This is a genomic window from Streptomyces sp. NPDC058240, assembly GCF_042882135.1.
Taxonomy (GTDB): domain Bacteria; phylum Actinomycetota; class Actinomycetes; order Streptomycetales; family Streptomycetaceae; genus Streptomyces.
Window position 1 is genome coordinate 90,343 of sequence record NZ_JBHVWT010000010.1, and the last position, 26,040, is coordinate 116,382.

A 26,040-nucleotide genomic window follows, 5' to 3' on the forward strand; every position below is an offset into this window, starting at 1 on the left:
ACTTCCCTTATGGCTGGATGGGGCCCACCCTCCTCCGCAACTATTAAGACCCACACCCCCCGGTCGACCCACCCACCCTTCGCCTCTGGCCCCCCCCCCCCCCCCCCCCCGGTCGGCGGGGATCCGCCACACCGGAGGGAACAGCTAGCCATGGCAACGCCTGCAAAAGGGCCGGCAGAAGGCCCGTGTTCCACCCCACCGGAAGGACCCGAGGTCCACCCGGTCGACCAGAAGCTCCACCCCTCGCGGCTCGTCCCCGCCGCGCTCCAGCACATTGCCGCCATGTACGCGGGTGTGGTCACGCCCCCGCTCATCATCGGCCAGGCCGTCCACCTCGACACCGCGGGCCAGACCCGGCTCATCGCCGCGAGTCTGCTCATCGCCGGTGTGGCCACCCTCCTGCAGACCCTCGGGGTCAAGGGCTTCGTCGGCAACCGGCTGCCCTTCGTCAACGCCGCCTCCTCGGCCGGTATCGCGCCGATGCTCGCCATCGCCGAGACCAACGCCACGGGCGACCAGCTCCCGGCCATCTACGGCGCGGTGATGGTCGCCGGTGTCTTCTGTCTCGCCATCGGACCGTTCTTCGGCAAGCTCCTGCGTTTCTTCCCGCCGCTCGTCACAGGCGTCGTCATCACCCTCATCGGGGTGACCCTGATGCCGGTGCCGGTCGCCTGGGCGCAGGGCGGCGACAGGACTGCCGCCGACTTCGGGGACATGAAGTACCTGGCACTCGCCGCCTTCACGCTCGTCGTCATCCTGCTGATCCAGCGTTTCGGCCGCGGCTTCGTCAAGCAAGTCGCCTTGCTTCTGGGGCTGTTGATCGGCACGCTCGCCGCGATCCCGTTCGGTATGGCGGACTTCGGGGCGCTCGGCTCCGCCCCTGTCGCCGCGCTGCCGAAGCCCTTCGCGTTCGGGGCGCCCGAGTTCCAGCCCGCCGCGATCATCTCGCTCTGCCTGGTGACGCTCGTCCTGATGACGGAGTCCAGCGCCGGAATGCTCGCCATCGGCGAGATCTGCGAGCGCGGGACCGACGGCAGGACCATCACCCGGGGCCTGCGCACCGACGGCATCGCCACCCTCCTCGGTCCCGTCTTCGGCGGCTTCCCCACCTCCGCCTTCGCCCAGAACGTCGGCGTCGTCTCGCTGACCAAGGTCCGCAGCCGCTACGTCGTCGCCGCCGCGGGAGGCGCACTCCTGGTCCTCGGCGTCTTCCCGGTGCTCGGGGCGGTGGTCTCCACGGTGCCGATGCCGGTACTCGGCGGTGCGGGCATCGTCCTCTTCGGTTCCATCGCAGTCAGCGGCATCCGGACGCTCTCGGAGGCCGGCCTCGACGACAGCTCCAACATCATCCTGGTCGCCGTCTCGCTCGGCGCGGGCATCATCCCGCTCGCCGCGCCCACCTTCTACATCGACTTCCCGGCCTGGGCGCAGACCGTGCTCGGCTCCGGCATCAGCGCGGGCGCCCTGGTCGCCGTGTCGCTGAACCTGTTCTTCCACCATCTCGGCACCCGTGGCGGCGCGTCCGCCCCGGCACTCAAATCCTCCTAGGGTCCTGCCGTGCCCGCATCGCCACTCACTCCGGAAGGAAGCACCATGGCACCTTCGGCAGACCCCGTATCCCGCATCGTCATCGAGAACGTGGCCATCGCCACGGTCGACGCCCACGACACCGAGTACGCCTCGGGCCACGTCGTCGTCGCAGGCAACAAGATCGAGTCCATCGGCGCAGGCCGGGCCCCCGAGGGCCTGGCGAACGTCGTACGCCGCATCGACGGCGCCGGGCACCTGGCCACCCCCGGCCTGATCAACACGCACCACCACTTCTACCAGTGGATCACCCGGGGCCTCGCCACCGACCACAACCTGTTCGACTGGCTGGTCGCCCTCTACCCGACGTGGGCGCGCATCGACGAGCCGATGGTCCGCGCCGCCGCCCAGGGCTCCCTCGCCATGATGGCCCGCGGCGGCGTCACCACCGCCATGGACCACCACTACGTCTACCCGCGGGGCTCCGGCGATCTGTCCGGCGTCATCATCGGGGCCGCCCGTGACATGGGCGTACGGTTCACCCTCGCCCGCGGGTCCATGGACCGCAGCGTCAAGGACGGCGGACTGCCGCCGGACTTCGCCGTGGAGACCCTCGACGGGGCGCTCGCCGGCACCGAGGCGACCATCGACGCACACCACGACGCGTCGTTCGACGCGATGACCCAGGTCGCGGCCGCACCCTGCTCCCCGTTCTCCATCTCCACCGAACTGCTGCGACAGGGAGCCGAGTTGGCCCGTCGCAAGGGAGTGCGCATGCACACCCACGGCTCGGAGACCGTGGAGGAGGAGAAGTTCTGCCACGAGCTGTTCGGGATGGGACCGACCGACTACTTCGAGTCCACCGGCTGGCTCGGCGACGACGTGTGGATGGCGCACTGCGTCCACATGAACGACTCCGACATCGCCGCCTTCGCCCGCACCGGAACCGGCGTCGCGCACTGCCCCTCCTCCAACGCCCGGCTCGCCGCGGGCATCGCCCGGGTCCCCGACATGCTCGCGGCCGGCGTCCCGGTCGGCCTGGGCGTCGACGGCACCGCCTCCAACGAGTCCGGCGAACTCCACACCGAGCTGCGCAACGCCCTCCTCATCAACCGCCTCGGCGCCCACCGCGAGAAGGCTCTGAATGCACGTCAGGCCCTGCGTCTGGGAACGTACGGCGGCGCCCAGGTCCTCGGCCGCGCCGACCAGATCGGCTCCCTGGAACCGGGCAAGCTCGCCGACCTGGTGCTGTGGAAGCTCGACACCCTCGCCCATGCCTCCATCGCCGACCCGGTGACCGCACTTGTCTTCGGCGCGGCGGCCCCCGTCACCCTCTCCCTCGTCAACGGCGAGCCGGTCGTCGAGGACAACCACCTGACCACCGCGGACGAGGACGCCATCGCCCGCGCCACCCGGGACGAGGCCCGCCGCCTCGCACAGATCGCCGCCGGGGCCTGACGCTCCGCGGTACCCCCGATACCGGCCGGCCGAGGGGGACGGCCCTCGGCCGGCCGCCGTGGACCCGAGCGGGGTCCACGGCAACCGGTGCGGGGGCGCGTGCCTGGACGCCCGCGCCCCCGCACCGGTGACCGAAGCTGCCCGCACCAGCTGCACGACCTGCCCCACCTGCACCAACGCCCCACTTGCACCACCTCCCTGACACCGACGTCACCGCAGACGTGCACCCGACCGGAGGAACCGCCGTGGCAGCTACGCCCAGGTTTCGCAACGACGCAGACGCAGCATCCGATGCCGGCCCGCATCCCGACGCCGCCCGACTTCCCGGCGCCGCCACCGACTCGGCCTCGGCCGACCGGAAACACCCGGTCGACGAAACGCTCCCCCCACTGAAGATGTTCACCAGCGGCCTCCAGCACGTGGCCGCGATGTACGCGGGCGTGGTGGCCCCGCCGATGATCGTGGGGCCCGCCGTGGGCCTCACCGCCAAGGAGACCGCCTTCCTGATGGGGGCGAGCCTGTTCACCGCGGGCATAGCCACCCTGCTCCAGACCCTCGGCTTCTGGCGCATAGGCGCCCGGCTGCCGTTCGTCAACGGCGTCTCGTTCGCCGGTGTCACGCCGATGGTGGCGATCGGCAAGGACCGCGGGCACGACGGCATCGCCGTCATCTTCGGCGCGATCATCGTCGCCAGCCTGCTCGGCTTCCTGCTGGCCCCGTACTTCTGCAAACTGGTCCGCTTCTTCCCGCCCGTGGTCACGGGCACCGTGATCACCCTGATCGGTGTCTCGCTGCTGCCGGTCGCCTTCAACTGGTCCCAGGGCGGCAACGCCGAGGCCGCCGACTACGGCTCCACGACCAACATCACCATGGCCGCGGTCACGTTGGTGATCGTCCTCGCGCTGCGCAAACTGCTGCGCGGATTCCTCCAGCAGATCGCCATCCTGCTCGGGCTGATCGTCGGCACACTGATCGCGATTCCGGTCGGCATCACCGACTTCGGCGCCATCGAGGACGCCGACCCGGTCGGCTTCCCGACGCCGTTCCACTTCGGGGCGCCGCAGTTCGAGATCGCCGCGATCGTCTCCATGAGCATCGTGATGCTGGTCTGCATGACCGAGTCCACCGCGGACATGCTCGCCCTCGGCCGGATCGTCGGCCGGCCGGCGGACGAACGGACCATCGAGGGCGGTCTCCGCGCCGACACCCTGGGCAGTGCCATCAGCCCGCTCTTCAACGGCTTCATGTGCAGTGCCTTCGCCCAGAACATCGGCCTTGTCGCGATGACGAAGGTCCGCAGCCGCTTCGTGGTGGCCGCCGGTGGCGGCATCCTGATCGTGCTCGGACTGGTCCCCGTCGCGGCGTCCGTCATCGCGCTCGTCCCGCTGCCGGTCCTCGGCGGCGCGGGCATCGTGCTCTTCGGTTCGGTCGCCGCGAGCGGCATCCAGACCCTGGCGACCGCCGCGCTGGAGAAGGGCGAGAACGCGTTGATCGTGGCCGCGGCCGTGGGCATCGGCCTGATCCCGATCGCCGCGCCGGAGTTCTACCACTCGTTCCCGAAGGATCTGCTCGTCGTGCTCGACTCCGGGATCTCGACCGGGTGCGTGGTGGCGATCGTGCTCAACCTGGCCTTCAACCACCTCGGCAGGAAGCCGGTTCCGGAACCGTCGGAGCGGGAGAACAGCCCGGCGGCCGGGGACCCGGTGGCCGCGCACTGACCCGACCCGGCCGGTATCGGGCGGTAGGGCACCGTGGCGCGTACGGCGACCCTCGCGGGTGCTGCCGTACGCGCCGCAGTCGTGTCGTCCCGGTGCGTCAGCCGATGTGGTAGCTGTCGCCGTACACCTTCCAGTCGAGCGGCGGGTCCAGGTTCAGGTTGCCCTCCTTCAGGAAGACCCGCTGGGCGGTGTCCACCCGGCTGGTGTCCTCGTGGGCCTCCTCCTGCTTCATCGCCCAGACGCGGGCGTCGAGGAAGGCGTTGAGGTACGTGACCTCGTTGCCGCCCTGGGACGGCGGCTTCGCCTTCGAGAGGGCCCGCTTGCGGATGGCGCTGAAGCCGGTGCTGTCGTCGCCGTCACCGTGCATGACGATGGCGTCGTAGTACGCGAACTGGCCCAGCGTGCCGATGCCGTCGGCCTTGCCCTGCTTGACGGCCGGGTTGAAGTACACCCGGTCCCGCTCGTCGTCCTGCGCCTTCTTGAACGCCGAGTCGGAGCCGGCCTTCGCCCAGTCCTTGGTGAAGTTCGGGTCGAGACCGCTGTGCGAGGGGGTGCCGTTGACCTTCCGCAGCGCGGGGAGGTACTTCGCGAGGACGTTGTCCGGCTTGCGCTCGGTGTACAGCTCGACGAGGTCGAGCATGTCGCCCGTGCCGGAACAGAAACCGATGATGCCGCCGGTGTAGCCGCGGTCGTCGTCGATGTCCTCGATGTACTTGTACTGGGACTTCCAGTTGAGGGAGGAGTTCTCGGCGCTGGAGACCAGTTGCATGGCGATCTCCTTCTTCGCCGGATCGTCCAGCCCGGTGGCGGCGGCGGCCTTCGCAGCCGCTGCCACCGACTGAGGGGCCGCCTGGTGCGTGGGGCTGCCGGCGTAGGCGGCAACGGGAATCGCCGTGAGGGCCAATCCGACCGCGATGACCGTGATGCGCACGGGGCGGGTACTGCGACGTGCGGCGCGCTTATGGGGAGCGTGCACCAGTCCTCCAAGGGGAGTTCTTCGTTCCATCGGTCTGTTAGGAAGCTTTCCTATCAGAGTGGGAGGGTGTCGTACACCCCTCCGGCGCCGAGGAGTTGAGAAGTTCTCCCGGAACGCGGGAAGCCCCGCACCGCGCGGAGCGCGCGATGCGGGGCCTCCCCGGGCGTTGCGGCCTCAGCAGTTCAGGTAGGCCACGTGGATCCAGACGCCCGTGGGGCCGCCCCACAGGTCACCCATGATCCAGTTTCCCTGCTGACCTCGGGCGTTCAGGTTCTGACCCTTGTTCACCTGGCCCAGGACCGGGAACTCGGTGCCCGGCCCGCCGCGGAAGTTCACCCCGTTGTCGTTGACGGTGCAGACCGCTGCCGGTGCCTTCGCGGCCTGCGCGGCGGCGGGACTCTGCGCGGCCTGGGCGGCGGGGCCCATGGCCAGCCCGAGACCGGCGGTCAGCACCATCGCGGCCAGCATCATCTTCTTGATCATGCGAATCTCTCCTCCGTAATCCGGCCCACGTCGGCGTGAGCCGTCCGCCAGCCCCAACAGAGTTCCCGACCGGCCGGTCACGGGTCCGGACCGGTCTTCGAACAGGAGTGAAGGCGCAGGTCGTATGACGTGCGCACCGGCGTGCGCAGGCAGCGGGCGGACGCTTCCCGCGCCCGCCGATCATGGGTTTGAGGAGGACCGGATCCGGCAACCGCCGCCGGGCGTACGTCGGACACGCGTCGCACCCGAGCCGGAGGGCGGCCACCGCGGAGGCGGCGGAACGATCTTCGCCCATGCGCCTGTAGCGTCATGGGTATGGAAGATCAGTCTGTAGTGGATGTCGGCGACGTACGGCTGGCGTACCGGACCTGGGGCGACCCCTTCGGCTCGCCCGTGGTCCTGCTGCACGGCCTCGGCGGCTCCGCCGCGAGCTGGGAGGCGGCCGCCGGCCTGCTCGGCGAGGAGTGGCGGGTGTACGCCCTCGACCTGCGCGGTCACGGCGAGAGCGACTGGCCGGACGAATACTCCTTCGAGCTGATGCGGGACGACGTCCTCGGTTTCCTGGACGAGTGCGAGCTCGACCGGGTCGGCCTGGTCGGCCACTCCATGGGCGGTGTCGTCGCCCATCTGCTCGCCCAGGAGCACGCGGACCGGGTGGAGCGGCTGGCGCTGGTGGAGACCCCGCCGCCGTTCCCGAGCGAGCCGAAGCCGGCCGCGGAGCCGGAGGGGCCGGTGGACTACGACTGGGCCGCCGTCGCTCCCATCCGGGCCGAGGTGGCCGACCCCGACCCCGAGTGGGCGGCCGGCCTCGGCGAGATCGTCGCGCCGACGCTGATGATCTCGGGCGGCCCGGAGTCCACCATGCCCCAGGGACGCCTGCAGGACATGGCCTCGCTGATCCCGGACTGCCGGCTGATCACGATCGGGGGCGGCCACCGGGTGCACGAGATCCACCCCGACCAGGTCGCCCAGCAGATCACGGAGTTCTTCACCAGCTGAGGACCAGCTGAGGGCCGACTGTGGACCTGCCGAGGACCTGCTGAGGACCTGCTGAGGACCGGCTCCGGGCCGTCCGGGGGCCGGCTGAAGTCGGTCCGGGGCCGGTTGCGGGCCGACGGCCCGGAGCGCTGTCAGTGCCGGATGCCATGATCCGCTTCATGGATCTCACACGGTTCTTCGCCGAAGTCGACGCCCAGCCGTGGGCGGATCTGCGGCATGCCTACGGGAGCGCGGCCGATGTCCCCGGCCACCTGCGGGCGCTCGCCGGGGAGAGCGAGGAGGCCGCGTCCGAGGCGATCTCCGAGCTGTACGGCAGCATCCTGCACCAGGGCTCGGTCTACGGGGCCACGGCCCGCGCCGTTCCGTACCTCGCCCGGCTCGCCGGAGCGGGGTACCACACGGAGGACCTGCTGGTGCTGCTCGGCGGGATAGCGGAGGGCGGGGCGGACGACGGCGACAGCGACGAAGCCGCCTGCCGGGCAGCCGTTGTCGGTCAGCTGCCGCTGATTCTCGCCACGGTCGACGCCGAGGATCCGGGGCTCCGGCGGGCCGCGGTCCGGGCCGCCGCGATGACCGGCGCGGCGGAACAGGTGCTGCCGGTGCTCCGTCTGCGCGGGAGGACCGAGACGGACCCCCTGGTACGGGCCGAACTCCTGGGGGCGATGGCACATCTGGACCCGCCGGGTGCGGCCGCCGAGGCGACCGGGGCCATCGGCGCGGACGAGCCCGGCGAGGTCCGGATCGCGGCGCTGCTGGCCTGCGTGGACGGCGGACTGCCCTGGGGACCCGCGCACCACGGGGCGATGCTGTCCCTCCTGCCCGCGAACGTCCTCGTCGAGGGCCGGCTGGACCTGGAGCGCAACGAGCCGCTGCAGTACGTGGTCGAGGCGCTGCTGCTCCGCGACACCGCCGCGGACCGCGACGCCGCGTACACCCTGCTCGATGCCGCCCTGCGCAGTGCGGTCCCCGAGGCGCGGGCGGAGGCGACGTGGGCGGCCGAGACGGCCTGCCTGCTCTCGCGCAGCGCGCCGGAGCGCCTGGCCGGCGCCGTGGAGGCGCTGATCGCCGATCCCGCCGCTGTGCCCGAGGCGTATGCGCTGCTCGCGAAGCTGGGTGCCCGATCCGCGGCGGCTGTCCCGGTGCTGGCCCGGCTCGCCGCGGGCGAGGGCGACCCGGCGGACCGCGCGCTGGAAGCACTCGTCGCCGTGGCCCCCGACCGGGCCGCGCCGCTCCTGGCCCGTCACCTGGGGCGGCGTCCACGCGCACTCGGTGCGGCGTGCGGTTTCCTGATCGGAGGGACGGCCGGGACATCGTTCCCGTACGACCCGGCGCTGCTGGACGCGATCCGTACCCGGCTGGGTGCGGAGGACCTCGGCGCCGATGAGACGATCCGGCTCGCCCTCCTGCTCGGCGCGTGGGGGAGCCGGGCATCGGCCGCCCTGCCCGAACTGCGGTCCGCGCTGCCCGGATCTCCGAGGGCCGTGCCGAAGGTGCTGGCCGCGGTCTGCCCGCCGGAGCACCGGGAGGCGACCGCGGGGCTCCTGACCGCCGCCGCACGCACCGGTCCGGTGGACGGCCGGCTTGCCGCGGGGACGGCGGTGCGCGAGCTGACGGGAGACATGGGCCCGCTGCTGGTGGCCGTCGCCGACCGGCTCACCCCCGGCGGTCCGGCGGTGCAGGAGGCCGCGCGTCTCGCCGCGGAGCTGGGCCCGGCGGCGCTCGGCCTGGTGCCCGCTCTGCGGTCCGCGCTCAGCGATTCCGAGGGCACCCGCAACTCCCCGCAGCTGGACGCCGACGTCGAGCTCGCCTCGGCCCTGTGGCGGATCACCGGTGACCTGGAGGAAGCGGTGCCGGTGCTGGCCGGTGTGCTCGCGGCGGCGGAGCCGACGTGGCTGCGCTGGACGCTCGGCCGTGCCGCGCGGGCGGCGGGCCGCATCGGCGACGCGGCCCGGCCGCTGGTCCCCGCGTTGGAGGGCCTGATCACCGACCGGGTGCAGATTCCGTCGGTGGTGCTCGCCCTCCGCGCGATCGCGCCCGAGTCCCTCGACGGCCCCCGCACGGCCGAACTGCTCCTGGACGCCGCGGAGCAGGACGACGACGCGGTGACCGCGCTGGAGGCCCTGGTCGCACTCGGACCCGCTGCCCTCACCGCGGACCATCACCGCCGCTTGACCGCCCTGGCCGAACGGGACCTCCGGGTGCGGGCCTCGGGCGTGGAGCCCGGAATAGCCCCGGCCGACGAACGGCTGCGGGAACAGGCACGCGAGGCGGCGCGAAGGCTGACCTGACCGGCCTGTCCTGACCGTCACCGCTGGGAGGCGTACCGCTCGGAGGCGCACCACCCCGCCGCGCGTGGCTCAGCTCAGTCGCCCGGCTTCCAGTCCGGGCGGCGACCGCTCATCGCGACGGCCCGGTCGACGAGGGGCACGTCGGCCGGGACCGGAACCGGCGGGCCGAAGATGCTGTCCGCCCGGGGCTTGCCGTCACCGGGGGTCAGCATGTCCAGCGCGACGCGAAGGTCCGCCTCGTCCGCCTCGTACCGCTGGCCGGTCGCCCGAGCCAGGTCCCAGCCGTGGATCACCAGCTCGTCCAGCGCGATCACCAGCGCCACCTCACCCGGCAGATCCACGCCGCCCGCCCTGGTCATTCCCTGCCGGGCGGCAGGATCGCGCCAGGCCTTCACCACCTCTTCCAGCAACGGCGGCAGGGTTTCGCGCCAGTCGTCGGCGAGGACCGGAAGCCCCGCGTCCGGAGCGGTGTCGGTCATCGGGCCGAGGTCCTTCCGCGCCGCGTCGCGGAATGCCGCGCTCAGCCCGGCCACATGGGCGAGCAGCTCGCGTACCGCGTAGTCGGGACAGGGCGTCGGATCGTCCAGCTGCTGCTCGTCGATGCCGTCGAGCAGGCCGGCGATGTGCCGTGCCGCGGGTTCGAGATCGATCGTGGGAGTGGTTTCCGTGTGCGTGTCCATACGGTGCTGACTCCTCCCGCACCCCGAACTCATCACTTCCCGCACCCCGAACTCATCGCACGATGCGTCCACGGAGCACGATCCGGCTCGGGTGATTCAGCGCGCCGGGGTCCAGGGTCGGGTCGGTGGCGTACGCGACCACGTCGGCGGGCGCGCCGTCCACGAGGCCCGGCAGCCCGAGCCAGGCCCGTGCCGTCCAGGACGCGGCGCCGAGTGCCGCGTGGGCCGACAGACCGGCCCGTACCAGCCATTCCATCTCGCCCGCGACCGTCCCGCAAGGGAAGGAGTCCGTCCCCGCCAGCACCGTCACCTTCGCCTCGTGGGCCGCGCGCACATGGTCGAGCATGGTGTCCCAGCCGGCCAGCCACAGATCACGGCGCACGCCCGGCTCCCGCGCCCGCATCGCGTCCGCCTTGGCACCGAAGACGCTCAACGTCGGCACGAACGCCGTGCCCTGCGCGGCCATCCGGTCCAGCAGGGCCGGGTCGAGATGCATGCCGTGCTCCAGGCTGTCGGCGCCCGCCAGTACGGCATTGCGGCTGCCCTCGGCGGTCTGGCAGTGCACCGCCACCTTGCCGCCCGCCGCGTGCACCGCCGTCACCACCGAGGTCAACAGCGGGAGGGGAACGGCGGGTTCGTCGGCGGCCCAGTCACCGATGACCTTGCACCACCCGGACGAGGCGGCCGCCTCCTCCACGGCCGCCCGCGCCAACTCGGCCTCGCTCACATCGCGTCCGAAACCGGGGAAGAACCGGCCCGGTGTCGCCAGCCACCGCCCCGCCGACGTGACATGCGGCAGCTCCGGGTCCTTCGCCACCCAGGCGGGCATCCGCTGCGCGGTGCCGGGAGTGCGCACCGCGAGCACCCCGGCGTCCCGGTGCTCGCCCAACTGCCGGCGCAGCAGCTCCTCGTCGAACGGTTCGCCCGGCGCCGACGCGCCCGGATGCGTGTGCACGTCGACGAGACCGGGCAGCAGCCAGCCGCCGTCGACGACCGTCTCGGCATCCCGGCCGGCGAGCCCGCCGGGCGGAGGGCCCGCGCGGAGCACCTCCCCGTCGATCCAGAACGTGCGTTCCTCGCGCTCGGGCAGCACCACACCTCGTATGCACAACACCAGCCGACCGTACGGCATCTCAGGCACCCGCCGACGGCCGGCCGACGCACACCGGCGCGCTGCCCCACCGCTGGCCGACGCACACATCGGCATATTGCGGAAGGTTCCGCTCCACCCTCTTGTCGGAGACCCCCGCACCGTGCGATACAGGTCTGGACCATTGCTGCCGGATGGAAGGCACGACCGTGCAACGCCCCCACGCAACCGCCGCGTTGGCCTGTTCCGCCGCCCTGCTCCTCGCCGCGCTCAGCGCCTGCGATTCCGCTCCTGAGGCCGACATCCGCAAGCCGACGGTGCCCGGCCATGTGACGGCGCAGGCGAGCAGCGCCACCTCCGTGCACGTCATGTGGGAGCGGGCCTCCGACGACAGGGCGGTCACCGGCTACGAGATCTACCGCGAGGGGAAGCGGGTCGAATCGGTCCCGGCGGCCAAGGTGATGATCGACGTCGGCGGGCTGACCGCGTCGACCGCCTACACCTTCACCGTCCGCGCCCGCGACGCCGCCGGGAATCTCTCCGCGCCGAGCGCCGCCGCGAGCGTCACCACACCCGCCCCGACCCCCGCCGACCACGAGGCGCCGACCCGCCCGGTGCGGCTGCGTGGCACGGTGGGCGGCAGCCGGGCGGTGAACCTCTCCTGGGGAGGCTCGACGGACGACATCGGCGTCACCTCGTACGACATCTACCAGGAGGACTCCCGGATCCACAGCGTGCCCGGCACGCAGACCACGGCACATCTGACCGGACTGCGCCCCGGCACCGTCTACACCTTCACCGTCCGTGCCCGCGACGCCGCCGACACCTCCTCGCCGGACAGCAACGCCATCGATCTCACCACCGCCTCCGCTCCGGGCGCACCGGCGAGCACCGCCCCCACCGACCTGCGGATCGGCAACCGCGTCCAGGGCAAGGAGTACGCCATCGACCTGGACTGGAAGCAGCCGGAGACGGGCGGCGGGATCCCCGCGTACCAGCTCTTCATCGGCGGCCGGCTGACCACCACGATCGTGTGGGGCGCCACCCCGCCCGCAGGCCGGGCGAGCTACCGCCTCGCCGTCGGCGACCCGCGCGGCACCCGCTACTCGATGAAGATCCGCGCCAAGCTGCCCGACGGGAAGTGGGGCGACTTCTCCGCCCAGCGCACGGTCGTCCTCGGCGACTGACAGGTTCGCGGGCCCGGGGTGCGCGGGATCCGGTGACTGCCGGTCCAGGTCCGGGCAGGCGGACTTTGCGCGTGATTGGTCTGTACCTATTGACGAGTTGGTCCAGACCTCTTAGTTTCCCCCGTGCTCCATGGCACCAAGGAATCCGGCTCCCCCAGGACCGCCTCACCGGTCCCTGCCTCAAGGGAGAAATCCATGTTCGAGCACATGACATTCAGACGGAGAACGGCCACCGCCCTCGTCGCCGTTCTCGGGCTGCTCCTCGCGCTGCTGTCCTTGCAGGCCGCGCCCGCGCACGCGGCGGGCAAGCTGACGGCCACCTTCACCTCGGCCGACAACGGGGCGTGGTGGAAAGGGACTTACGTCCTGCACAACGACACCGACACCGCCGTGACCGGCTGGAACCTCGAATTCGATCTGCCGGCCGGGGTCGCGATCGACACCTCCTACAACGGCACCGTCACCACCCAGGGCAGCCACATCACCGCGGTCAACGCCCACTACAACGGTACGGTCGCCGCGCACGGCACCAGCGAGCCGTACAGCTTCTGGTTCGTCGCGACCGGGCCGATCGCCGCGCCGACCGGCTGCCGGATCAACGGTGACAAGTGCGACGGCTCCGCGGACGCGCCCCCGGGTGCGCCCGGCGGGCTGAAGCAGACCGACGTCACCGCCCGCACCGCGTCGCTGTCCTGGACGGCGGCGACGGCCGGCGACTTCCCCGTGGCGTCGTACGACATCCTGGCCGGTGGCAAGGTGGTGGGCTCGGCCACCGCGACGACCTCCGCCACGGTCACCGGTCTCACCCCGGCCACCGCCTACTCCTTCACGGTCCGGGCCAAGGACACCCGGGGCAACACCTCCGCCGAGAGCGCGCCGCTGGCCGTCACCACCGTCGACCCGGCCACCGACACCTCCCCGCCGACCGCGCCGGGCTCGCTGCACGCCACTGCCACCGACTCCTCGTCCGTCACCCTGGCCTGGACCGCCGCGACGGACAACCAGCGCGTAGCCGCCTACGACATCTACCGGGACGGGGCACTGGCCACCACGGTCCCGGGCACCACGACCACCGCCACCATCGGCGGGCTCTCGCCCTCGACCTCGTACACCTTCACCGTCAAGGCCCGTGACGCGGCGGACAATCCCTCCCCGGCCGGCAACGCGCTCACGGTCAAGACCGACGACATCGTCGGCGCGGGCAACTACGCGAAGGTCGGCTACTTCGTCCAGTGGGGCATCTACGGCCGCCAGTACTTCGTCAAGAACCTCCATGACTCGGGTGCCGCCGACAAGCTCGACATCGTCAACTACGCCTTCGCCAACATCGACCCCAACAACCTCACCTGTCTGAACGGTGTCACCAAGGGCACCACCGCCGACCCCGAGGACCCCGAGCAGGGCACCGGCGCCGGTGACGCCGACGCCGACTACGGACGTCCGTTCAGCGCCGCCCAGTCCGTCGACGGCGTCGCGGACGACGGCTGGGGCAAACTGCGTGGAAACTTCAACCAGTTGAAGAAGCTCAAGAAACTCCACCCGAACCTGAAGATCGTGGTCTCGCTCGGCGGCTGGACGTACTCCAAGTACTTCTCCGACGTGGCGGCCACCGACGCCTCCCGCAAGAAGTTCGTCTCCTCCTGCATCGACATGTACATCAAGGGCAACCTGCCCGAGTACAACGGCGCGGGCGGCCCCGGCACCGCCGCCGGGATCTTCGACGGCTTCGACATCGACTGGGAATGGCCGGGCACGGGCACCGGGCACCCCGGCAACCACTACTCGCCCGACGACAAGGGCAACCTGACCCTGCTGCTCGCCGAGTTCCGCAAGCAGATGGACGCCCTCGGCGGCGGCCACCGCCTCCTCACCGCCTTCACCCCGGCCGACCCGCAGAAGATCGGCGACGGCTGGGACCTGGGCAAGGTCTTCGACTCCCTCGACGTGGCGAACGTACAGGGCTACGACTTCCACGGTTCCGGGAGCGACAACTCCTGGGAGCCGAACCGCACCGGCCACCAGGCCAACCTCTATACGGACGACCAGGACCCCTACGACTTCCACTTCAGCGCCGACGCCGCCATCAAGGCGTACACCGACGCGGGCGTCGAGCCCCGCAAGCTGACCCTCGGCATCCCGTTCTACGGCCGGGGCTGGCAGAACGTCGCCGACGGCGGAGCCGCCGGCGAGTGGCAGAGCGCGGGCGGCGCCGCTCCCGGCCAGTTCGCGGAGGAGGCCGGTACCCGCGGCTACTCCAACCTCATCGGCGCCTATCCGACGATGACGGTCCATCACGACGAACAGTCGCTGTCGACGTACGGCTACACCGGCAGTCAGTGGTGGTCCTTCGACGACACCTGGTCCATCGGCAAGAAGACCGACTACGTGAAGTCCAAGGGGCTGCTGGGGGCGATGGTCTGGGAGATGTCCGGTGACACGTCACAGGGCACCTTGATGAACGCACTGGACACCGGCCTGAAGTAGCGGGCCCGGGGACGACCGGCCGGTTCGCGGAGCCCCGACGGGCCCCGCGAACCGGCCGTACGGCATCCCGGATCAGGCGCCCCTCAAGGCGCCTTCGGCAGAGGTCAGGCAGCGTTCCGCCAGCGCCGCGGGCCCCTCCGGCCCCGACGCCGGGGCGTCGCCGGCCGACCAGGTCTCCACCGCCGCCCGCACCGCCGCGCCGGCGACCCCGGCCGTCAGCCGGATCTCCTCTACAGCGGAAAGTCCGCCCTGACCTACGGCGGCAGCCAGTCCGCGCTTCCCGTGACGTACTCCGCGTCCGACGCGGCGAGCGGGCGGCCCTCCGAGCAGCCGCTGTCGGCGTTCGTCGAGCAGTTGTCGGACGCGCAGTTCGCGCCGGTCAACATGCGGTCCTGGCCTGCCGTCAGGGGCACGATACGCACCGATGTGAGCCAGGCGGTGATGAAGAGCGGCGACCCCGAGGCCGTACTCACCGCGCTGGACGAGTCGGCCGTCAAGGCGGACATGGAGGCGGCGACCGCCTGACGCCCGTCCCTGGACGCGGACGGACCTCCGCCCCCGGCGCTGTGCGGTGCCGGGGGCGGAGCAGGTCGAGCCGGGTCGTACGGGGTTCAGCCCAGCCGCTCGTACGCCGGCAGCGTCAGGAAGTCTGCGTAGTCCTGGTCCAGGGAGACCTGGAGCAGGAGGTCGTGGGCCTGCTGCCACTTGCCGGCGGCGAAGGCCTCGTCGCCGATCTCGGCGCGGATCGCGGCGAGTTCCTCGGCCGCGACCTTGCGGGCCAGCTCCGCCGTGGCGTGTTCGCCGTTCTCGAAGACCACGTCGGCGTTGATCCACTGCCAGATCTGCGAGCGCGAGATCTCGGCGGTGGCCGCGTCCTCCATCAGGTTGAAGATGGCGACCGCGCCCATGCCGCACAGCCAGGCCTCGATGTAGCGGATGCCGACCGCGACGGCGTTGCGCAGACCGTCGTACGTGGGCTTGGCGTCCAGGGTGTCGATGGCGATCAGGTCGCCGGCGGCCACCGAGACGTCCTCGCGCAGGCGGTCCTTCTGGTTCGGCTTCTCGCCGAGGACCGCGTCGAAGGAGGCCATGGCGATCGGGACCAGGTCCGGGTGGGCGACCCAGGAGCCGTCGAATCCGTCGTGGGCCTCGCGGTCCTTGTCGGCCTTGACCTTCTCGAAGGCGACCTTGTTGACCTCGGCGTCGCGGCGGGACGGGATGAAGGCGGCCATGCCGCCGATGGCGTGCGCGCCGCGCTTGTGGCAGGTGCGGACGAGCAGTTCGGTGTACGCGCGCATGAACGGGGCGGTCATCGTCACCGCGTTGCGGTCCGGGAGGACGAACTTGGCGCCGCCGTCGCGGAAGTTCTTGACGATGGAGAAGAGGTAGTCCCAGCGTCCCGCGTTCAGCCCGGAGGCGTGGTCGCGGAGCTCGTACAGGATCTCCTCCATCTCGTACGCGGCGGTGATCGTCTCGATCAGGACGGTCGCGCGGACCGTGCCCTGCGGGATGCCGACGTAATCCTGGGCGAAGACGAAGATGTCGTTCCAGAGGCGGGCCTCCAGGTGCGACTCGGTCTTCGGGAGGTAGAAGTACGGGCCCTTGCCGAGATCGATGAGGCGCTGGGCGTTGTGGAAGAAGTAGAGGCCGAAGTCGACCAGGGCGCCGGGCACCGGGGTGCCGTCGAGCTGGAGGTGACGCTCGTTCAGGTGCCAGCCGCGGGGGCGGGTGACGACCGTGGCGAGCTCGTCGGCGGGCTTCAGGGCGTACGACTTGCCGGACCGGGGGTCCGTGAAGTCGATGTTGCGGGTGTACGCGTCGATCAGGTTGAGCTGGCCGAGGACGACGTTCTCCCACGTGGGGGCGGACGCGTCCTCGAAGTCGGCGAGCCAGACCCTGGCGCCCGAGTTCAGGGCGTTGATGGTCATCTTGCGGTCGGTCGGACCGGTGATCTCCACCCGGCGGTCGTTCAGCGCGGCCGGGGCCGGGGCGACCTTCCAGGAGTCGTCCGCGCGGATCGCCGCCGTCTCGGGCAGGAAGTCCAGCGTGGACGTACGGGCGATCTCGGCGCGGCGCTCGCCGCGGCGGGCGAGCAGCTCGTCACGGCGGGGCGTGAACTGCCGGTGCAGCTCGGCCACGAACGCGAGGGCCGCGTCGGTCAGGACCTCGTCCTGCCGGGGCAGGGGCTCGGCATCGACGATGGCCAGCGGGGACGGCGCTGGTGCGGACATGAGCTGTCACTCCTTCAGCGGGCGGTACGGGCGGCCTCTCACGACCGCCGGGTCGCCTGAAACGGCACGGCGTGCCAGGGCTCCGGGATACGGACGTGGACGCCGTCTGGGGTGCAGAGGGCTTCTGACCAGTGGATAGTAGTTTCCTCATGGTGGAAGTTCAATGGTTTGTTGATGTCGAGATTCTCAGGGTCGACAGAAGTGGCGCCGTGCTGGCGCGGCGTGCCAGCCCGGTCACCCGAGGTGCTTCAGGTCCTCCACCGTGTCGATGTCGTACGCCTGAGCCACATCGGAACACTCGACGAGCGTGATCGCATCGCGGTGCGCCCGCAGATAGGCGCGGGCACCCTGGTCGCCCACCGCCCCCGCCGCGATGTCCGCCCACAGGACGGCCCCGAACAACACCGGATGGCCGCGCTCCCCGTCGTACGCGGCGGCGGCGAGACCCGTCCGGGAGCGGTACGCCGAACGTACCCGTGCCACCGCGTCCGCGCCGATGCCCGGCTGATCGACCAGGAGGACGAGCGCCGCGTCCGACCCCGTGCCGGCCAGCGCCCCGAGCCCCGCCCGCAGCGACGAGCCCATGCCCTCGGTCCACCCGGGATTGACGGTCACCGTGCAGCCGCTCAGGTCGGCGCGGGCCCGGACCTCCTCCGCGGCGGCGCCGAGGACCACATGGACGGGACCGCAGCCGCCGTCCCGCAGGACCCGCACCGCGTGCTCGACCAGCGGCCGGCCATGGTGTTCGAGCAGCGCCTTGGGCCGTCCGCCGAGCCGCCGTCCGCCGCCCGCGGCGAGCAGCAGTCCGGCGACCTCGGGGGTTGGTGTTGTCGGAGTCATGCGGTCTGGATACCCCAGCAGCCCCCGGAAGCGCACCCTTCGCTCAAGCAAGCGGAAGAGGGCGTGAGCGGGAGCGGCGTCCACCGGGCGACAAGCAGATCACCCATACGGGACCCCCCGAATTCTGTCCGCGGAGTGGCGCACGACACCTTTCATGGCGTTAACTTGCGCGCACGCCCGGATACTTGACCATGCCGTGGGGGCCGGTCGGGACACTGGCACAAGGATGTGCGAGGGGGAGTGCTTTGTTGCGAAGCGTGGGGCAGACGCGGGTGACCGGCAGTGGTGAGGATCCGAGGGTCACGGAGCTGCGTACGGCCGTCTCCCGGCTCCGCCGTGAGCTGGCGGGGCATCCCGCGGAATTCCCGGACCGGGGGATCGCCGAGGACGAACTGGCCGCGCTGGACGCGATGGCGGCCGGCGGGGTGCCCGAGATTCCGCGGCTGCGCCGTTCGCTGCTGCTGATCGCGGGGGCGATCGGCTCGGTGAGCGCCCTGGCCGCCGCGCTCAGGGACGTACGGGTCGCCGTCGATCTCTTCGGCGAGCCGCCGCGCGGCTGACCGGCGGCCCAGGTCGTGTTGCCGGACTGCCGCCTGCCGCGCGACGACGGCAGTTCGACGACATGACGCGGCCGGGGTCAGCGGCGGATGAGCCTGCGGGCCGTCGCCGCCGCGACCGCCGAGGTGCGGGAGTCCACGCCCAGCTTGGCGTAGATGTGCACCAGATGGGATTTGACCGTCGCCTGGCTGAGGAAGAGCCGCTTGCTGATCTGCAGGTTCGACAGCCCCTCGCCGACCAGTTGCAGGACCTCCAGCTCGCGCTTGGTCAGCGCCTCCGCGGGCGTCCGCATGCGGTCCATCAGACGGTGGGCGACGGCTGGCGCGAGAGCCGACCGGCCGGCCGCGGCCGTGCGGACCGCCGCCGCCAGCTCCTCCGGCGGGGCGTCCTTCAGCAGATAGCCGGCGGCGCCCGCCTCGACCGCGGCCAGGATGTCGGCGTCCGAGTCGTACGTGGTGAGGATCAGGACCCGGGGGGCGCCTCGCTGTGCCGTGATGGCCGCAGTGGCCTGCGACCCGTGCATGCCCGCGCCGAACTGGAGGTCCATGAGGACGACATCGAACTCACCGGTCGAGGCGAGCGCCACGGCCTGCTCGGCGGTGGCCGCCTCGGCGACCACCCGGAAGCCGGGTTCGGCGTCGAGCACGGCCCGCAGCCCCGCCCGTACCACCGGATGGTCGTCGGCGAGCAGCAGCCTGATGGGGGTGGCGGCGGGAGTGGTCATGCGGCGTCCTGTCCTGGCCGGCCGTCGGCGATCGGGAGGGGAAGGGTGAGGGCGACGGCGGTGCCCTGACCGGGGGCCGACTCGACACTGAGCGTGCCGCCCAGCGAACGGGCCCGCGCACGCATCGCGGGCAGCCCGAAGCCGCCGGTGTCCTGGTCCGCGACGACCGGGCCGAGCCCCGGGGTGAACCCCCGGCCGTCGTCGACGACGTCCAGCGACACCGAGGTGCCCATGAAGCTGAGGGTGATCTCCGCGCGCCGCGCCCCGGCGTGCCGCACCGTGTTGGCCAGCGCCGACTGGGCGGTGCGCAGCAGCGCCACCTCGTACGGCGTGGGCAGTTCCACCGGCGTGCCGCTCACCGCGAACTGCACCGTGAGGCCGGGGCCGGTCGTGCGGGACGAGAGGCGTTCCAGGGCGGCCGCCAGGGAGCCGTTCTCCAGGTCCGGCGGCGACAGGGCGCGTACGAAGCGGCGGGCCTCGGCGAGATTGTCCTGGGCGGCCTCGCGGGCCCGGCGGACGTGCGCGGTGGCGGGGGCGTCGGCGGACAGGGTGCGTTCGGCGGCGCGCAGCAGGAGCTGGATGCTGGACAGCCCCTGCGCCAGCGTGTCGTGGATCTCGCGGGCCAGCCGTTCGCGTTCGGCGAGCGTGCCCGCGGTGCGTTCCGCCTCGGCCAGCTCCGCCCGGGTCGACATCAGCTCCTCGATGAGCTCCCGGCGCCGTTCGCTCTCCCGGAACAGCGCCTCGTACCCGAGGACCGTCGCGACCGCGACCGCCGCCCCGAGCAGCGGCCCGATGAAGGTGCCCGGGTTGACGGCCTGGCCGTGCAGCACGAAGCCGGCGATGGCGGCGACGGCGGTGGCGGCGACGGCCGGCAAGGCCCAGCGCGTCGGCAGCAGATGCAGTTGCAGGAAGTAGAGCGGGAAGGCCACCCACAGGCTGTCCGGCGACAGGACGAGCAGCGCCAGCCACACGGCGCCCAGCGCCGCCAGCCACAGCGCGGCGGCGCGGGTGCGCGGCTGTACGGCAGGAGCGAGCGCACCCGCCGCGTACAGGGCGGCCATCACGCAGGCGACCACGACGACGGCGGTGGCATGCGGGGTGCCGTCGCCGACGGCCCGTACCGCCGCGAGTGCGAGCAGCCCCACCAGCAGCGCGTGCAGACACAGCCGCAGTGCGGCGGTGACCGGGGGGTGGGCGTGGGAATCCATGATTCGTCCAGCGTAGACGCGGGGCGGCGGGGGCCGGTCAATCGAAAGGTTGATGTCGGGCCCCACCGCCGAGCGATGTTTCCGGCGGCCCGGACGGCGAGGCTGGGGGCATGTTCGTTGCATGGAGAGATCTCCGGTTCGCCAAGGGCCGGTTCGCGCTCATGGGCACGGTCGTGGTGCTGATCACGCTGCTCGTGGGTCTGCTGTCCGGACTCACCGCCGGTCTGGCCCGGGAGAACACCTCGGCCGTCACGGGGCTGAACGCCGACCACCTGGCGTTCGCCGCCCCGCCCGACGGCCGGGCGGTGTCCTTCACCGACTCGACCGTCGAGGAGAGTGCCTGGCGGAGCTGGGCGGAGCGGCCCGGTGTGAGCGGCGCGGAACCGCTCGGTATCCGCACGCTCAACGCCGCCGCCGTCCGGGGCGGGCGCACGGCCGCGGTGTCGGCGTTCGGGATCGAGCCGGACGGGGGCCTGGCGCCCACCGGCGGTGCGCGGGTCGGTCCGGGGCGGGTGGTATTGTCCGGGCAGGCCGCCGAGGACCTGGCGGCAGGGGTCGGTGACCGGCTGCGGCTCGGTGGCCACGAGGTCACCGTCGCGGCCGTCGCGGGGGACGCCTCGTACAGCCACACGCCGGTCGTGTGGACCTCGCTCGACGACTGGCAGCGGTTCGGGGGCGACGGCGACGGCCGGGCCGGGCATGCCACGGTGATCGCCCTGACCACCACCGACGGCGCCGATCTCGCCGCGGGCGACAGGGCGGCCGGCACCAGCACGCTCTCCCTCGGCGACTCGCTCACCGCCATCGGCTCCTACCAGGCCGAGAACGGCTCGCTCCAGCTGATGCGCGGCTTCCTCTTCGCCATCTCCGCCCTGGTCATCGGCGCCTTCTTCACCGTCTGGACGATCCAGCGCAGCGGCGACGTCGCCGTGCTCAAGGCGCTCGGCGCCTCCACCCCGTATCTGCTGCGCGACGCGCTCGGGCAGGCCGTCGTGATGCTCGCCATCGGCACGGGAGTGGGCACCGCGCTCGCCTCCGGGCTCGGCGCCCTGATCAGCGGCGGGGCCGTGCCGTTCGTCCTCGACGCGGCGACCGTCCTGGTCCCGGCCGCCGTCATGATCGTCCTCGGTGCCCTCGGGGCGGCCCTGTCCATCCGGCGGATCACCGCCGTCGACCCGCTCACCGCACTCGGGAGTGCCCGATGACCCTCACCCTCGCCGACGTCACCCTCACCTACCCGGACGGCGACGGCCGGCTCACCGCCCTCGACCGGATCTCGCTGGATGTGCCCCCGGGTACGCTCACCGCGGTCGTGGGACCCTCCGGCTCCGGCAAGTCCAGTCTGCTCGCGGTGGCCGCGACCCTGGTCACCGCGGACGAGGGCCGGGTGGTCGTCGCCGGTACGGACACCGCGGGCCTGGGCCGTGCGCAACAGGCGGAGCTGCGCCGCGAGCACATCGGCATCGTCTTCCAGCAGCCCAATCTGCTGCCGTCGCTCACGGCGGCCGAACAGCTCCAGGTGATGACCCACCTCTCGGGCGGCGCCGTACGCGGAGCCCGCGGCCGGGCGCTGGAACTGCTGGACGCGGTCGGCCTGGCGGACCAGGCCGGACGCCGGCCGCACCAGCTGTCGGGCGGACAGCGGCAGCGGATCAACATCGCGCGGGCACTGATGAACGACCCGGCGGTGCTGCTGGTCGACGAACCGACCAGCGCGCTCGATCACGAGCGGGGCGCGGCGGTGCTGGACCTGCTGGTCGCGCTGACCCGGGAACGGTCGACGGCGACGGTGCTGGTCACGCACGACCGGACCCATCTGGACCGGGCGGACCGCACGGTCCGGATGGACGATGGCCGCCTGACGGTGCCCGAACCGGTCTGAGGCACGGAAGGAGGGGTGGCCCCGGCCACCCCTCCTTCCGTGTCTCCGGTGTCTCAGCCGGCGGAGCCGCTGCTCGCCAGCGCGTCGGAGAGCTCCTTCGCGGCCTGCTGGAGGATCGGCACGATCCGCTCCGTCGCCGCGTCCGTCACCCGGCCCGCCGGACCGGAGATCGAAATCGCGGCCGAAGTGGGGGAGTTCGGGACGGAGACCGCCAGGCAGCGGACCCCGATCTCCTGCTCGTTGTCGTCGACCGCGTAGCCGACCCGGCGGACGTGCTCCAGGGCGTCGAGGAAGCCGTCGGGGGTGGTGATCGTCTTCTCGGTGGCGGCGGGCATCCCGGTACGGGCGAGCAGGGCCCGCACCTCCTCCGGCGGCGTGTGCGCCAGCAGCGCCTTGCCGACCCCGGTGGAGTGGGGGAGCACCCGGCGGCCCACCTCGGTGAACATGCGCATCGAGTGCTTGGACGGCACCTGCGCCACGTACACGACCTCGTCGCCGTCGAGCAGCGCCATGTTCGCCGTCTCGCCGGTCTCCTCGACCAGGCGGGCGAGATACGGGCGGGCCCAGGTGCCGAGGAGCCGGGACGCGGACTCGCCGAGCCGGATCAGCCGGGGGCCGAGGGCGTAGCGCCGGTTGGGCTGCTGGCGCACGTATCCGCAGAGCACCAGCGTGCGCATCAGGCGGTGAATGGTCGGCAGCGGGAGCCCGCTGCTCGCGGAGAGTTCGCTCAGCCCGACCTCACCCCCCGCGTCCGCCATCCGCTCCAGCAGATCGAAGGCACGCTCAAGGGACTGCACACCACCGCTGGGCGCGGCGGGCTTGGAGTCGGATGTGCTGGCGTGGGACGGCGGCACGTCAACGGTCCTTTCGAGGCGGAAGAGCTGGTGCCCCGCCCGGCGAGGCACCCAGCAGCCTACCGGGCGGTTCCCGATCGGCCCACTGCTCCGGGTGCGGCGTCCTGGCCGGTCAGAGCCTGTTTGTCCCGGTGTCGGCAATCGGCGGGGCAGTTCTGCGGGGCCGCACTGGTCCCATGTTACGTTCCGCTCTCCGAAATGAGTCTTTTACTTTGTGGAAATCTCCAGTTGCGGGTGCGGGATGGCCCGCCGGCCGTCCGGCGAGGAGAGTGGGGTCTTGACGGGCCCGAATCCCGAGTGAAGACTCCTTCAACAGTTCGTTGAATTTGTCAGCGTTCGAAGGTCCGAAGTGAGGAGCACGGGTGTCCGGTGCGGACGTGAAGCTGGTACTGCGCTCGACGCGTGTCGTCACCCCGGACGGGACGCGCCCCGCAGTGGTCGCCGTCGCCGACGGGAGAATCGACGCCGTCCTGCCGTACGACACCGAGGTGCCGGCCGGCGCCCGGCTGGAGGACTTCGGCGACGACGTCCTGCTGCCCGGACTCGTCGACACGCATGTCCATGTGAACGACCCGGGCCGCACGGAGTGGGAAGGCTTCTTCACCGCCACCCGCGCGGCGGCGGCGGGCGGCATCACCACCCTGCTCGACATGCCGCTCAACTCCCTGCCGCCGACCACCACCGTCGACCGTCTGCGCACCAAGCAGCAGGTGGCCGCCCCCAAGGCGCACATCGACACCGGCTTCTGGGGCGGTGCGATCCCGTCCAACGTCAAGGACCTGCGGCCGCTGTACGAGGCCGGGGTGTTCGGCTTCAAGTGCTTCCTCTCGCCCTCCGGCGTCGAGGAGTTCCCCGAGCTCGACCAGGAGCAGCTGGCCCGGTCCATGGCGGAGATCGCCGGGTTCGGCGGGCTGCTGATCGTGCACGCCGAGGACCCGCGCCATCTGGCCTCCGCCCCGCAGCGCAGCGGCCCCGCGTACGCCGACTTCCTCGCCTCCCGGCCGCGCGACGCCGAGAACACCGCGATCGAGGGCCTGATCGCGCATGCCAGGCGGCTGAACGCCCGCGTCCACGTCCTGCATCTCTCCTCCAGCGACGCACTGCCGATGATCGCCGCCGCCAAGCGGGACGGCGTACGGATCACGGTGGAGTCCTGCCCGCACTTCCTCACCCTCACCGCCGAGGAGGTCCCGGACGGCGCCACGGAGTTCAAGTGCTGCCCGCCGATCCGCGAGGCCGCCAACCAGGACGCGCTGTGGGAGGGGCTGGCCGACGGGACGATCGACTGCATCGTCTCCGACCACTCGCCGTGCACCACCGACCTGAAGACGCCGGACTTCGCCTCCGCCTGGGGCGGGATCTCCTCCCTCCAGCTCGGGCTGCCCGCCATCTGGACCGAGGCCCGCAAGCGCGGCCACTCGCTCGACGACGTCGCCCGCTGGATGTCGGCCGCCCCCGCCGAACTGGCCGGGCTGACCCGGAAGGGTGCCATCGAGGCCGGCCGCGACGCGGACTTCGCGGTGCTCGCCCCCGACGACACGTTCACCGTCGACCCCGCCGAACTCTTCCACCGCAACCAGGTCACCGCGTACGCCGGCCGGACCCTGCACGGCGTCGTGAAGTCGACCTGGCTGCGGGGCGAACGGATCGCGGCCGACGGCACGGTCGCCGGACCAACCGGCCGACTCCTCGAAAGGAACCAGTGACCATGACGGCGACCGAGCGCTTCACCGGTGACGCGAACCCGTACGGCGGCGGCGATCCGTACGCCGACTACCGCACCGCCGACTTCCCCTTCACCGATCTCGTCGACCTCGCCGACCGGCGGCTCGGCGCGGGTGTGATCGCCGCCAACGACGAGTTCTTCGCCGAGCGCGAGAACCTGCTCAAGCCGGAGCCCGCCGAGTTCGACCCCGAGCGCTTCGGCCACAAGGGCAAGATCATGGACGGCTGGGAGACCCGCCGCCGTCGCGGTGCGAGCGCGGATCTGCCGCACCCCGCGGACGGGGACCACGACTGGGCGCTGGTACGGCTCGGCGCACCCGGAATCGTCCGCGGCATCGTCGTCGACACCGCCCACTTCCGCGGCAACTACCCGCAGGCGGTCTCCGTCGAGGCGGCCTGCGTGCCCGGCTCCCCGTCGCCCGAGGAACTCCTCGCGCCCGAGGTCGAGTGGACAACGCTCATACCCCGTACGGCCGTTGGCGGTCACGCGGCCAACGGCTTCGTGGTCGCGGCCGAGCGGCGCGTCACCCATCTGCGGGTCAACCAGCACCCCGACGGCGGAATAGCCCGCCTCCGGGTGTACGGCGAGGTCGCCCCCGACCCCGCCTGGCTGGCCGCGCTCGGCACCTTCGATCTGGTCGCCCTGGAGAACGGCGGCACGGTGGAGGACGCCTCCGACCGCTTCTACTCCCCGGCCACCAACACCATCCGGCCCGGCCGGTCCCGCAAGATGGACGACGGCTGGGAGACCCGGCGCCGGCGCGACAGGGGCAACGACTGGATCCGCTACCGGCTCGTCGAGCAGGCACGGATCCGCGCCGTCGAGATCGACACCGCGTATCTGAAGGGCAACTCGGCGGGCTGGGCGAGCCTCTCCGCCCGCGACGGCGAGAGCGGCGACTGGACCGAGGTGCTGCCCCGGACCCGGCTGCAGCCCGACACCGACCACCGCTTCGTCCTGCCGGAGCCGGTCCGGGCCACGCACATCCGGATCGACATCTTCCCGGACGGCGGAATCTCCCGGCTGCGGCTGTTCGGCTCGCCGACCGAGGAGGGCGCCGCACGGCTGGCGGCCCGCCACCGCGAGCTGGGCGGTTAGGCACTTTCGCACGCATGGCGTCGGGCCCG

General features: G+C 71.9%; 22 protein-coding genes. 13 read left to right on the plus strand and 9 right to left on the minus strand.

What is annotated here, in order from left to right:
- Positions 1-150: 150 nt before the first annotated feature.
- The 3 genes from ACFVX4_RS19000 to ACFVX4_RS19010 all read left to right on the plus strand — a co-directional run bounded on the left by ACFVX4_RS19000 (position 151) and on the right by ACFVX4_RS19010 (position 4,703).
- Positions 151-1,548: a nucleobase:cation symporter-2 family protein gene (locus ACFVX4_RS19000; RefSeq protein WP_389978366.1), complete on the plus strand. Its 1,398-nt coding sequence runs from the start codon at positions 151-153 to the stop codon at positions 1,546-1,548.
- Positions 1,549-1,593: 45 nt separating this feature from the next.
- Positions 1,594-2,985 (plus strand): 8-oxoguanine deaminase, encoded by a 1,392-nt coding sequence (locus ACFVX4_RS19005; RefSeq protein WP_389978369.1) that lies wholly within the window; start codon positions 1,594-1,596, stop codon positions 2,983-2,985.
- Between the two features lie 245 nt (positions 2,986-3,230).
- A complete protein-coding gene (locus tag ACFVX4_RS19010) occupies positions 3,231-4,703 on the plus strand; it encodes a nucleobase:cation symporter-2 family protein (protein WP_389978372.1) in 1,473 nt (490 codons plus the stop codon).
- 97 nt (positions 4,704-4,800) lie between these two features.
- Here ACFVX4_RS19010 and ACFVX4_RS19015 read toward each other — a convergent pair whose 3' ends face one another.
- Both ACFVX4_RS19015 and ACFVX4_RS19020 read right to left on the minus strand, forming a co-directional pair.
- Positions 4,801-5,679, minus strand: coding sequence for a chitosanase (locus tag ACFVX4_RS19015; protein ID WP_389978375.1), 879 nt, complete (start codon positions 5,677-5,679; stop codon positions 4,801-4,803).
- Positions 5,680-5,853: 174 nt separating this feature from the next.
- Positions 5,854-6,162, minus strand: coding sequence for an SH3 domain-containing protein (locus ACFVX4_RS19020; RefSeq protein WP_389978377.1), 309 nt, complete (start codon positions 6,160-6,162; stop codon positions 5,854-5,856).
- 315 nt (positions 6,163-6,477) lie between these two features.
- Here ACFVX4_RS19020 and ACFVX4_RS19025 point away from each other — a divergent pair, with 315 nt between their 5' ends.
- Both ACFVX4_RS19025 and ACFVX4_RS19030 read left to right on the plus strand, forming a co-directional pair.
- Entirely contained in the window at positions 6,478-7,161 is a 684-nt protein-coding gene (locus tag ACFVX4_RS19025; RefSeq protein WP_389978380.1) for an alpha/beta fold hydrolase, read from the plus strand.
- 158 nt (positions 7,162-7,319) lie between these two features.
- On the plus strand, positions 7,320-9,449 hold the full coding sequence (locus tag ACFVX4_RS19030) for a hypothetical protein (RefSeq protein ID WP_389978383.1): 2,130 nt from the start codon (positions 7,320-7,322) through the stop codon (positions 9,447-9,449).
- A gap of 74 nt (positions 9,450-9,523) precedes the next feature.
- Here ACFVX4_RS19030 and ACFVX4_RS19035 read toward each other — a convergent pair whose 3' ends face one another.
- A complete protein-coding gene (locus ACFVX4_RS19035; RefSeq protein ID WP_389978385.1) occupies positions 9,524-10,129 on the minus strand; it encodes a TIGR03086 family metal-binding protein in 606 nt (201 codons plus the stop codon).
- A gap of 52 nt (positions 10,130-10,181) precedes the next feature.
- Positions 10,182-11,243 carry an amidohydrolase family protein gene (locus tag ACFVX4_RS19040; protein WP_389978387.1) on the minus strand — a complete coding sequence of 354 codons (1,062 nt, stop codon included), beginning with the start codon at positions 11,241-11,243 and terminating at the stop codon, positions 10,182-10,184.
- Positions 11,244-11,413: 170 nt separating this feature from the next.
- Here ACFVX4_RS19040 and ACFVX4_RS19045 point away from each other — a divergent pair, with 170 nt between their 5' ends.
- From ACFVX4_RS19045 to ACFVX4_RS19055, 3 genes are all read left to right on the plus strand, one after another.
- Positions 11,414-12,406, plus strand: a complete 993-nt coding sequence (locus tag ACFVX4_RS19045; protein ID WP_389978391.1) for a fibronectin type III domain-containing protein — start codon at positions 11,414-11,416, stop codon at positions 12,404-12,406.
- Positions 12,407-12,601: 195 nt separating this feature from the next.
- Complete coding sequence (locus ACFVX4_RS19050) at positions 12,602-14,890, plus strand: glycosyl hydrolase family 18 protein (RefSeq protein WP_389978394.1); 2,289 nt, start codon at positions 12,602-12,604, stop codon at positions 14,888-14,890.
- Positions 14,891-15,172: 282 nt separating this feature from the next.
- Complete coding sequence (locus ACFVX4_RS19055) at positions 15,173-15,415, plus strand: hypothetical protein (protein WP_389978397.1); 243 nt, start codon at positions 15,173-15,175, stop codon at positions 15,413-15,415.
- 86 nt (positions 15,416-15,501) lie between these two features.
- Here the strand turns inward: ACFVX4_RS19055 and aceB are convergent, their stop codons facing one another.
- Together aceB and ACFVX4_RS19065 are read right to left on the minus strand one after the other, a co-directional pair.
- On the minus strand, positions 15,502-17,121 hold the full coding sequence (gene aceB / locus ACFVX4_RS19060; RefSeq protein WP_389978399.1) for a malate synthase A: 1,620 nt from the start codon (positions 17,119-17,121) through the stop codon (positions 15,502-15,504).
- Positions 17,122-17,355: 234 nt separating this feature from the next.
- The gene (locus tag ACFVX4_RS19065; protein WP_389978402.1) at positions 17,356-17,961 is read right to left on the minus strand and encodes an NTP transferase domain-containing protein; all 606 of its coding nucleotides are present in this window, start codon (positions 17,959-17,961) and stop codon (positions 17,356-17,358) included.
- 257 nt (positions 17,962-18,218) lie between these two features.
- On the opposite strand from ACFVX4_RS19065, the gene ACFVX4_RS19070 reads away from it, so the two are divergent.
- Complete coding sequence (locus ACFVX4_RS19070) at positions 18,219-18,521, plus strand: DUF5955 family protein (protein ID WP_389978403.1); 303 nt, start codon at positions 18,219-18,221, stop codon at positions 18,519-18,521.
- Between the two features lie 77 nt (positions 18,522-18,598).
- Here the strand turns inward: ACFVX4_RS19070 and ACFVX4_RS19075 are convergent, their stop codons facing one another.
- Positions 18,599-19,243 carry a response regulator gene (locus ACFVX4_RS19075; RefSeq protein ID WP_389978407.1) on the minus strand — a complete coding sequence of 215 codons (645 nt, stop codon included), beginning with the start codon at positions 19,241-19,243 and terminating at the stop codon, positions 18,599-18,601.
- Positions 19,240-20,451, minus strand: a complete 1,212-nt coding sequence (locus ACFVX4_RS19080) for a sensor histidine kinase (protein ID WP_389978410.1) — start codon at positions 20,449-20,451, stop codon at positions 19,240-19,242. The genes ACFVX4_RS19075 and ACFVX4_RS19080 overlap by 4 nt, the downstream gene beginning before the upstream one ends.
- A gap of 110 nt (positions 20,452-20,561) precedes the next feature.
- Here ACFVX4_RS19080 and ACFVX4_RS19085 point away from each other — a divergent pair, with 110 nt between their 5' ends.
- Both ACFVX4_RS19085 and ACFVX4_RS19090 read left to right on the plus strand, forming a co-directional pair.
- Complete coding sequence (locus tag ACFVX4_RS19085) at positions 20,562-21,656, plus strand: ABC transporter permease (RefSeq protein ID WP_389978413.1); 1,095 nt, start codon at positions 20,562-20,564, stop codon at positions 21,654-21,656.
- Positions 21,653-22,333 (plus strand): ABC transporter ATP-binding protein, encoded by a 681-nt coding sequence (locus ACFVX4_RS19090; protein ID WP_389978416.1) that lies wholly within the window; start codon positions 21,653-21,655, stop codon positions 22,331-22,333. The genes ACFVX4_RS19085 and ACFVX4_RS19090 overlap by 4 nt, the downstream gene beginning before the upstream one ends.
- A gap of 53 nt (positions 22,334-22,386) precedes the next feature.
- On the opposite strand, the gene ACFVX4_RS19095 is transcribed toward ACFVX4_RS19090, so the two are convergent.
- Positions 22,387-23,187, minus strand: coding sequence for an IclR family transcriptional regulator (locus ACFVX4_RS19095; RefSeq protein WP_389978419.1), 801 nt, complete (start codon positions 23,185-23,187; stop codon positions 22,387-22,389).
- Between the two features lie 362 nt (positions 23,188-23,549).
- Here ACFVX4_RS19095 and allB point away from each other — a divergent pair, with 362 nt between their 5' ends.
- Together allB and alc are read left to right on the plus strand one after the other, a co-directional pair.
- Positions 23,550-24,893, plus strand: a complete 1,344-nt coding sequence (allB, locus tag ACFVX4_RS19100) for an allantoinase AllB (protein ID WP_389978422.1) — start codon at positions 23,550-23,552, stop codon at positions 24,891-24,893.
- 2 nt (positions 24,894-24,895) lie between these two features.
- Complete coding sequence (gene alc / locus ACFVX4_RS19105) at positions 24,896-26,011, plus strand: allantoicase (protein WP_389978424.1); 1,116 nt, start codon at positions 24,896-24,898, stop codon at positions 26,009-26,011.
- Positions 26,012-26,040 lie beyond the last annotated feature (29 nt).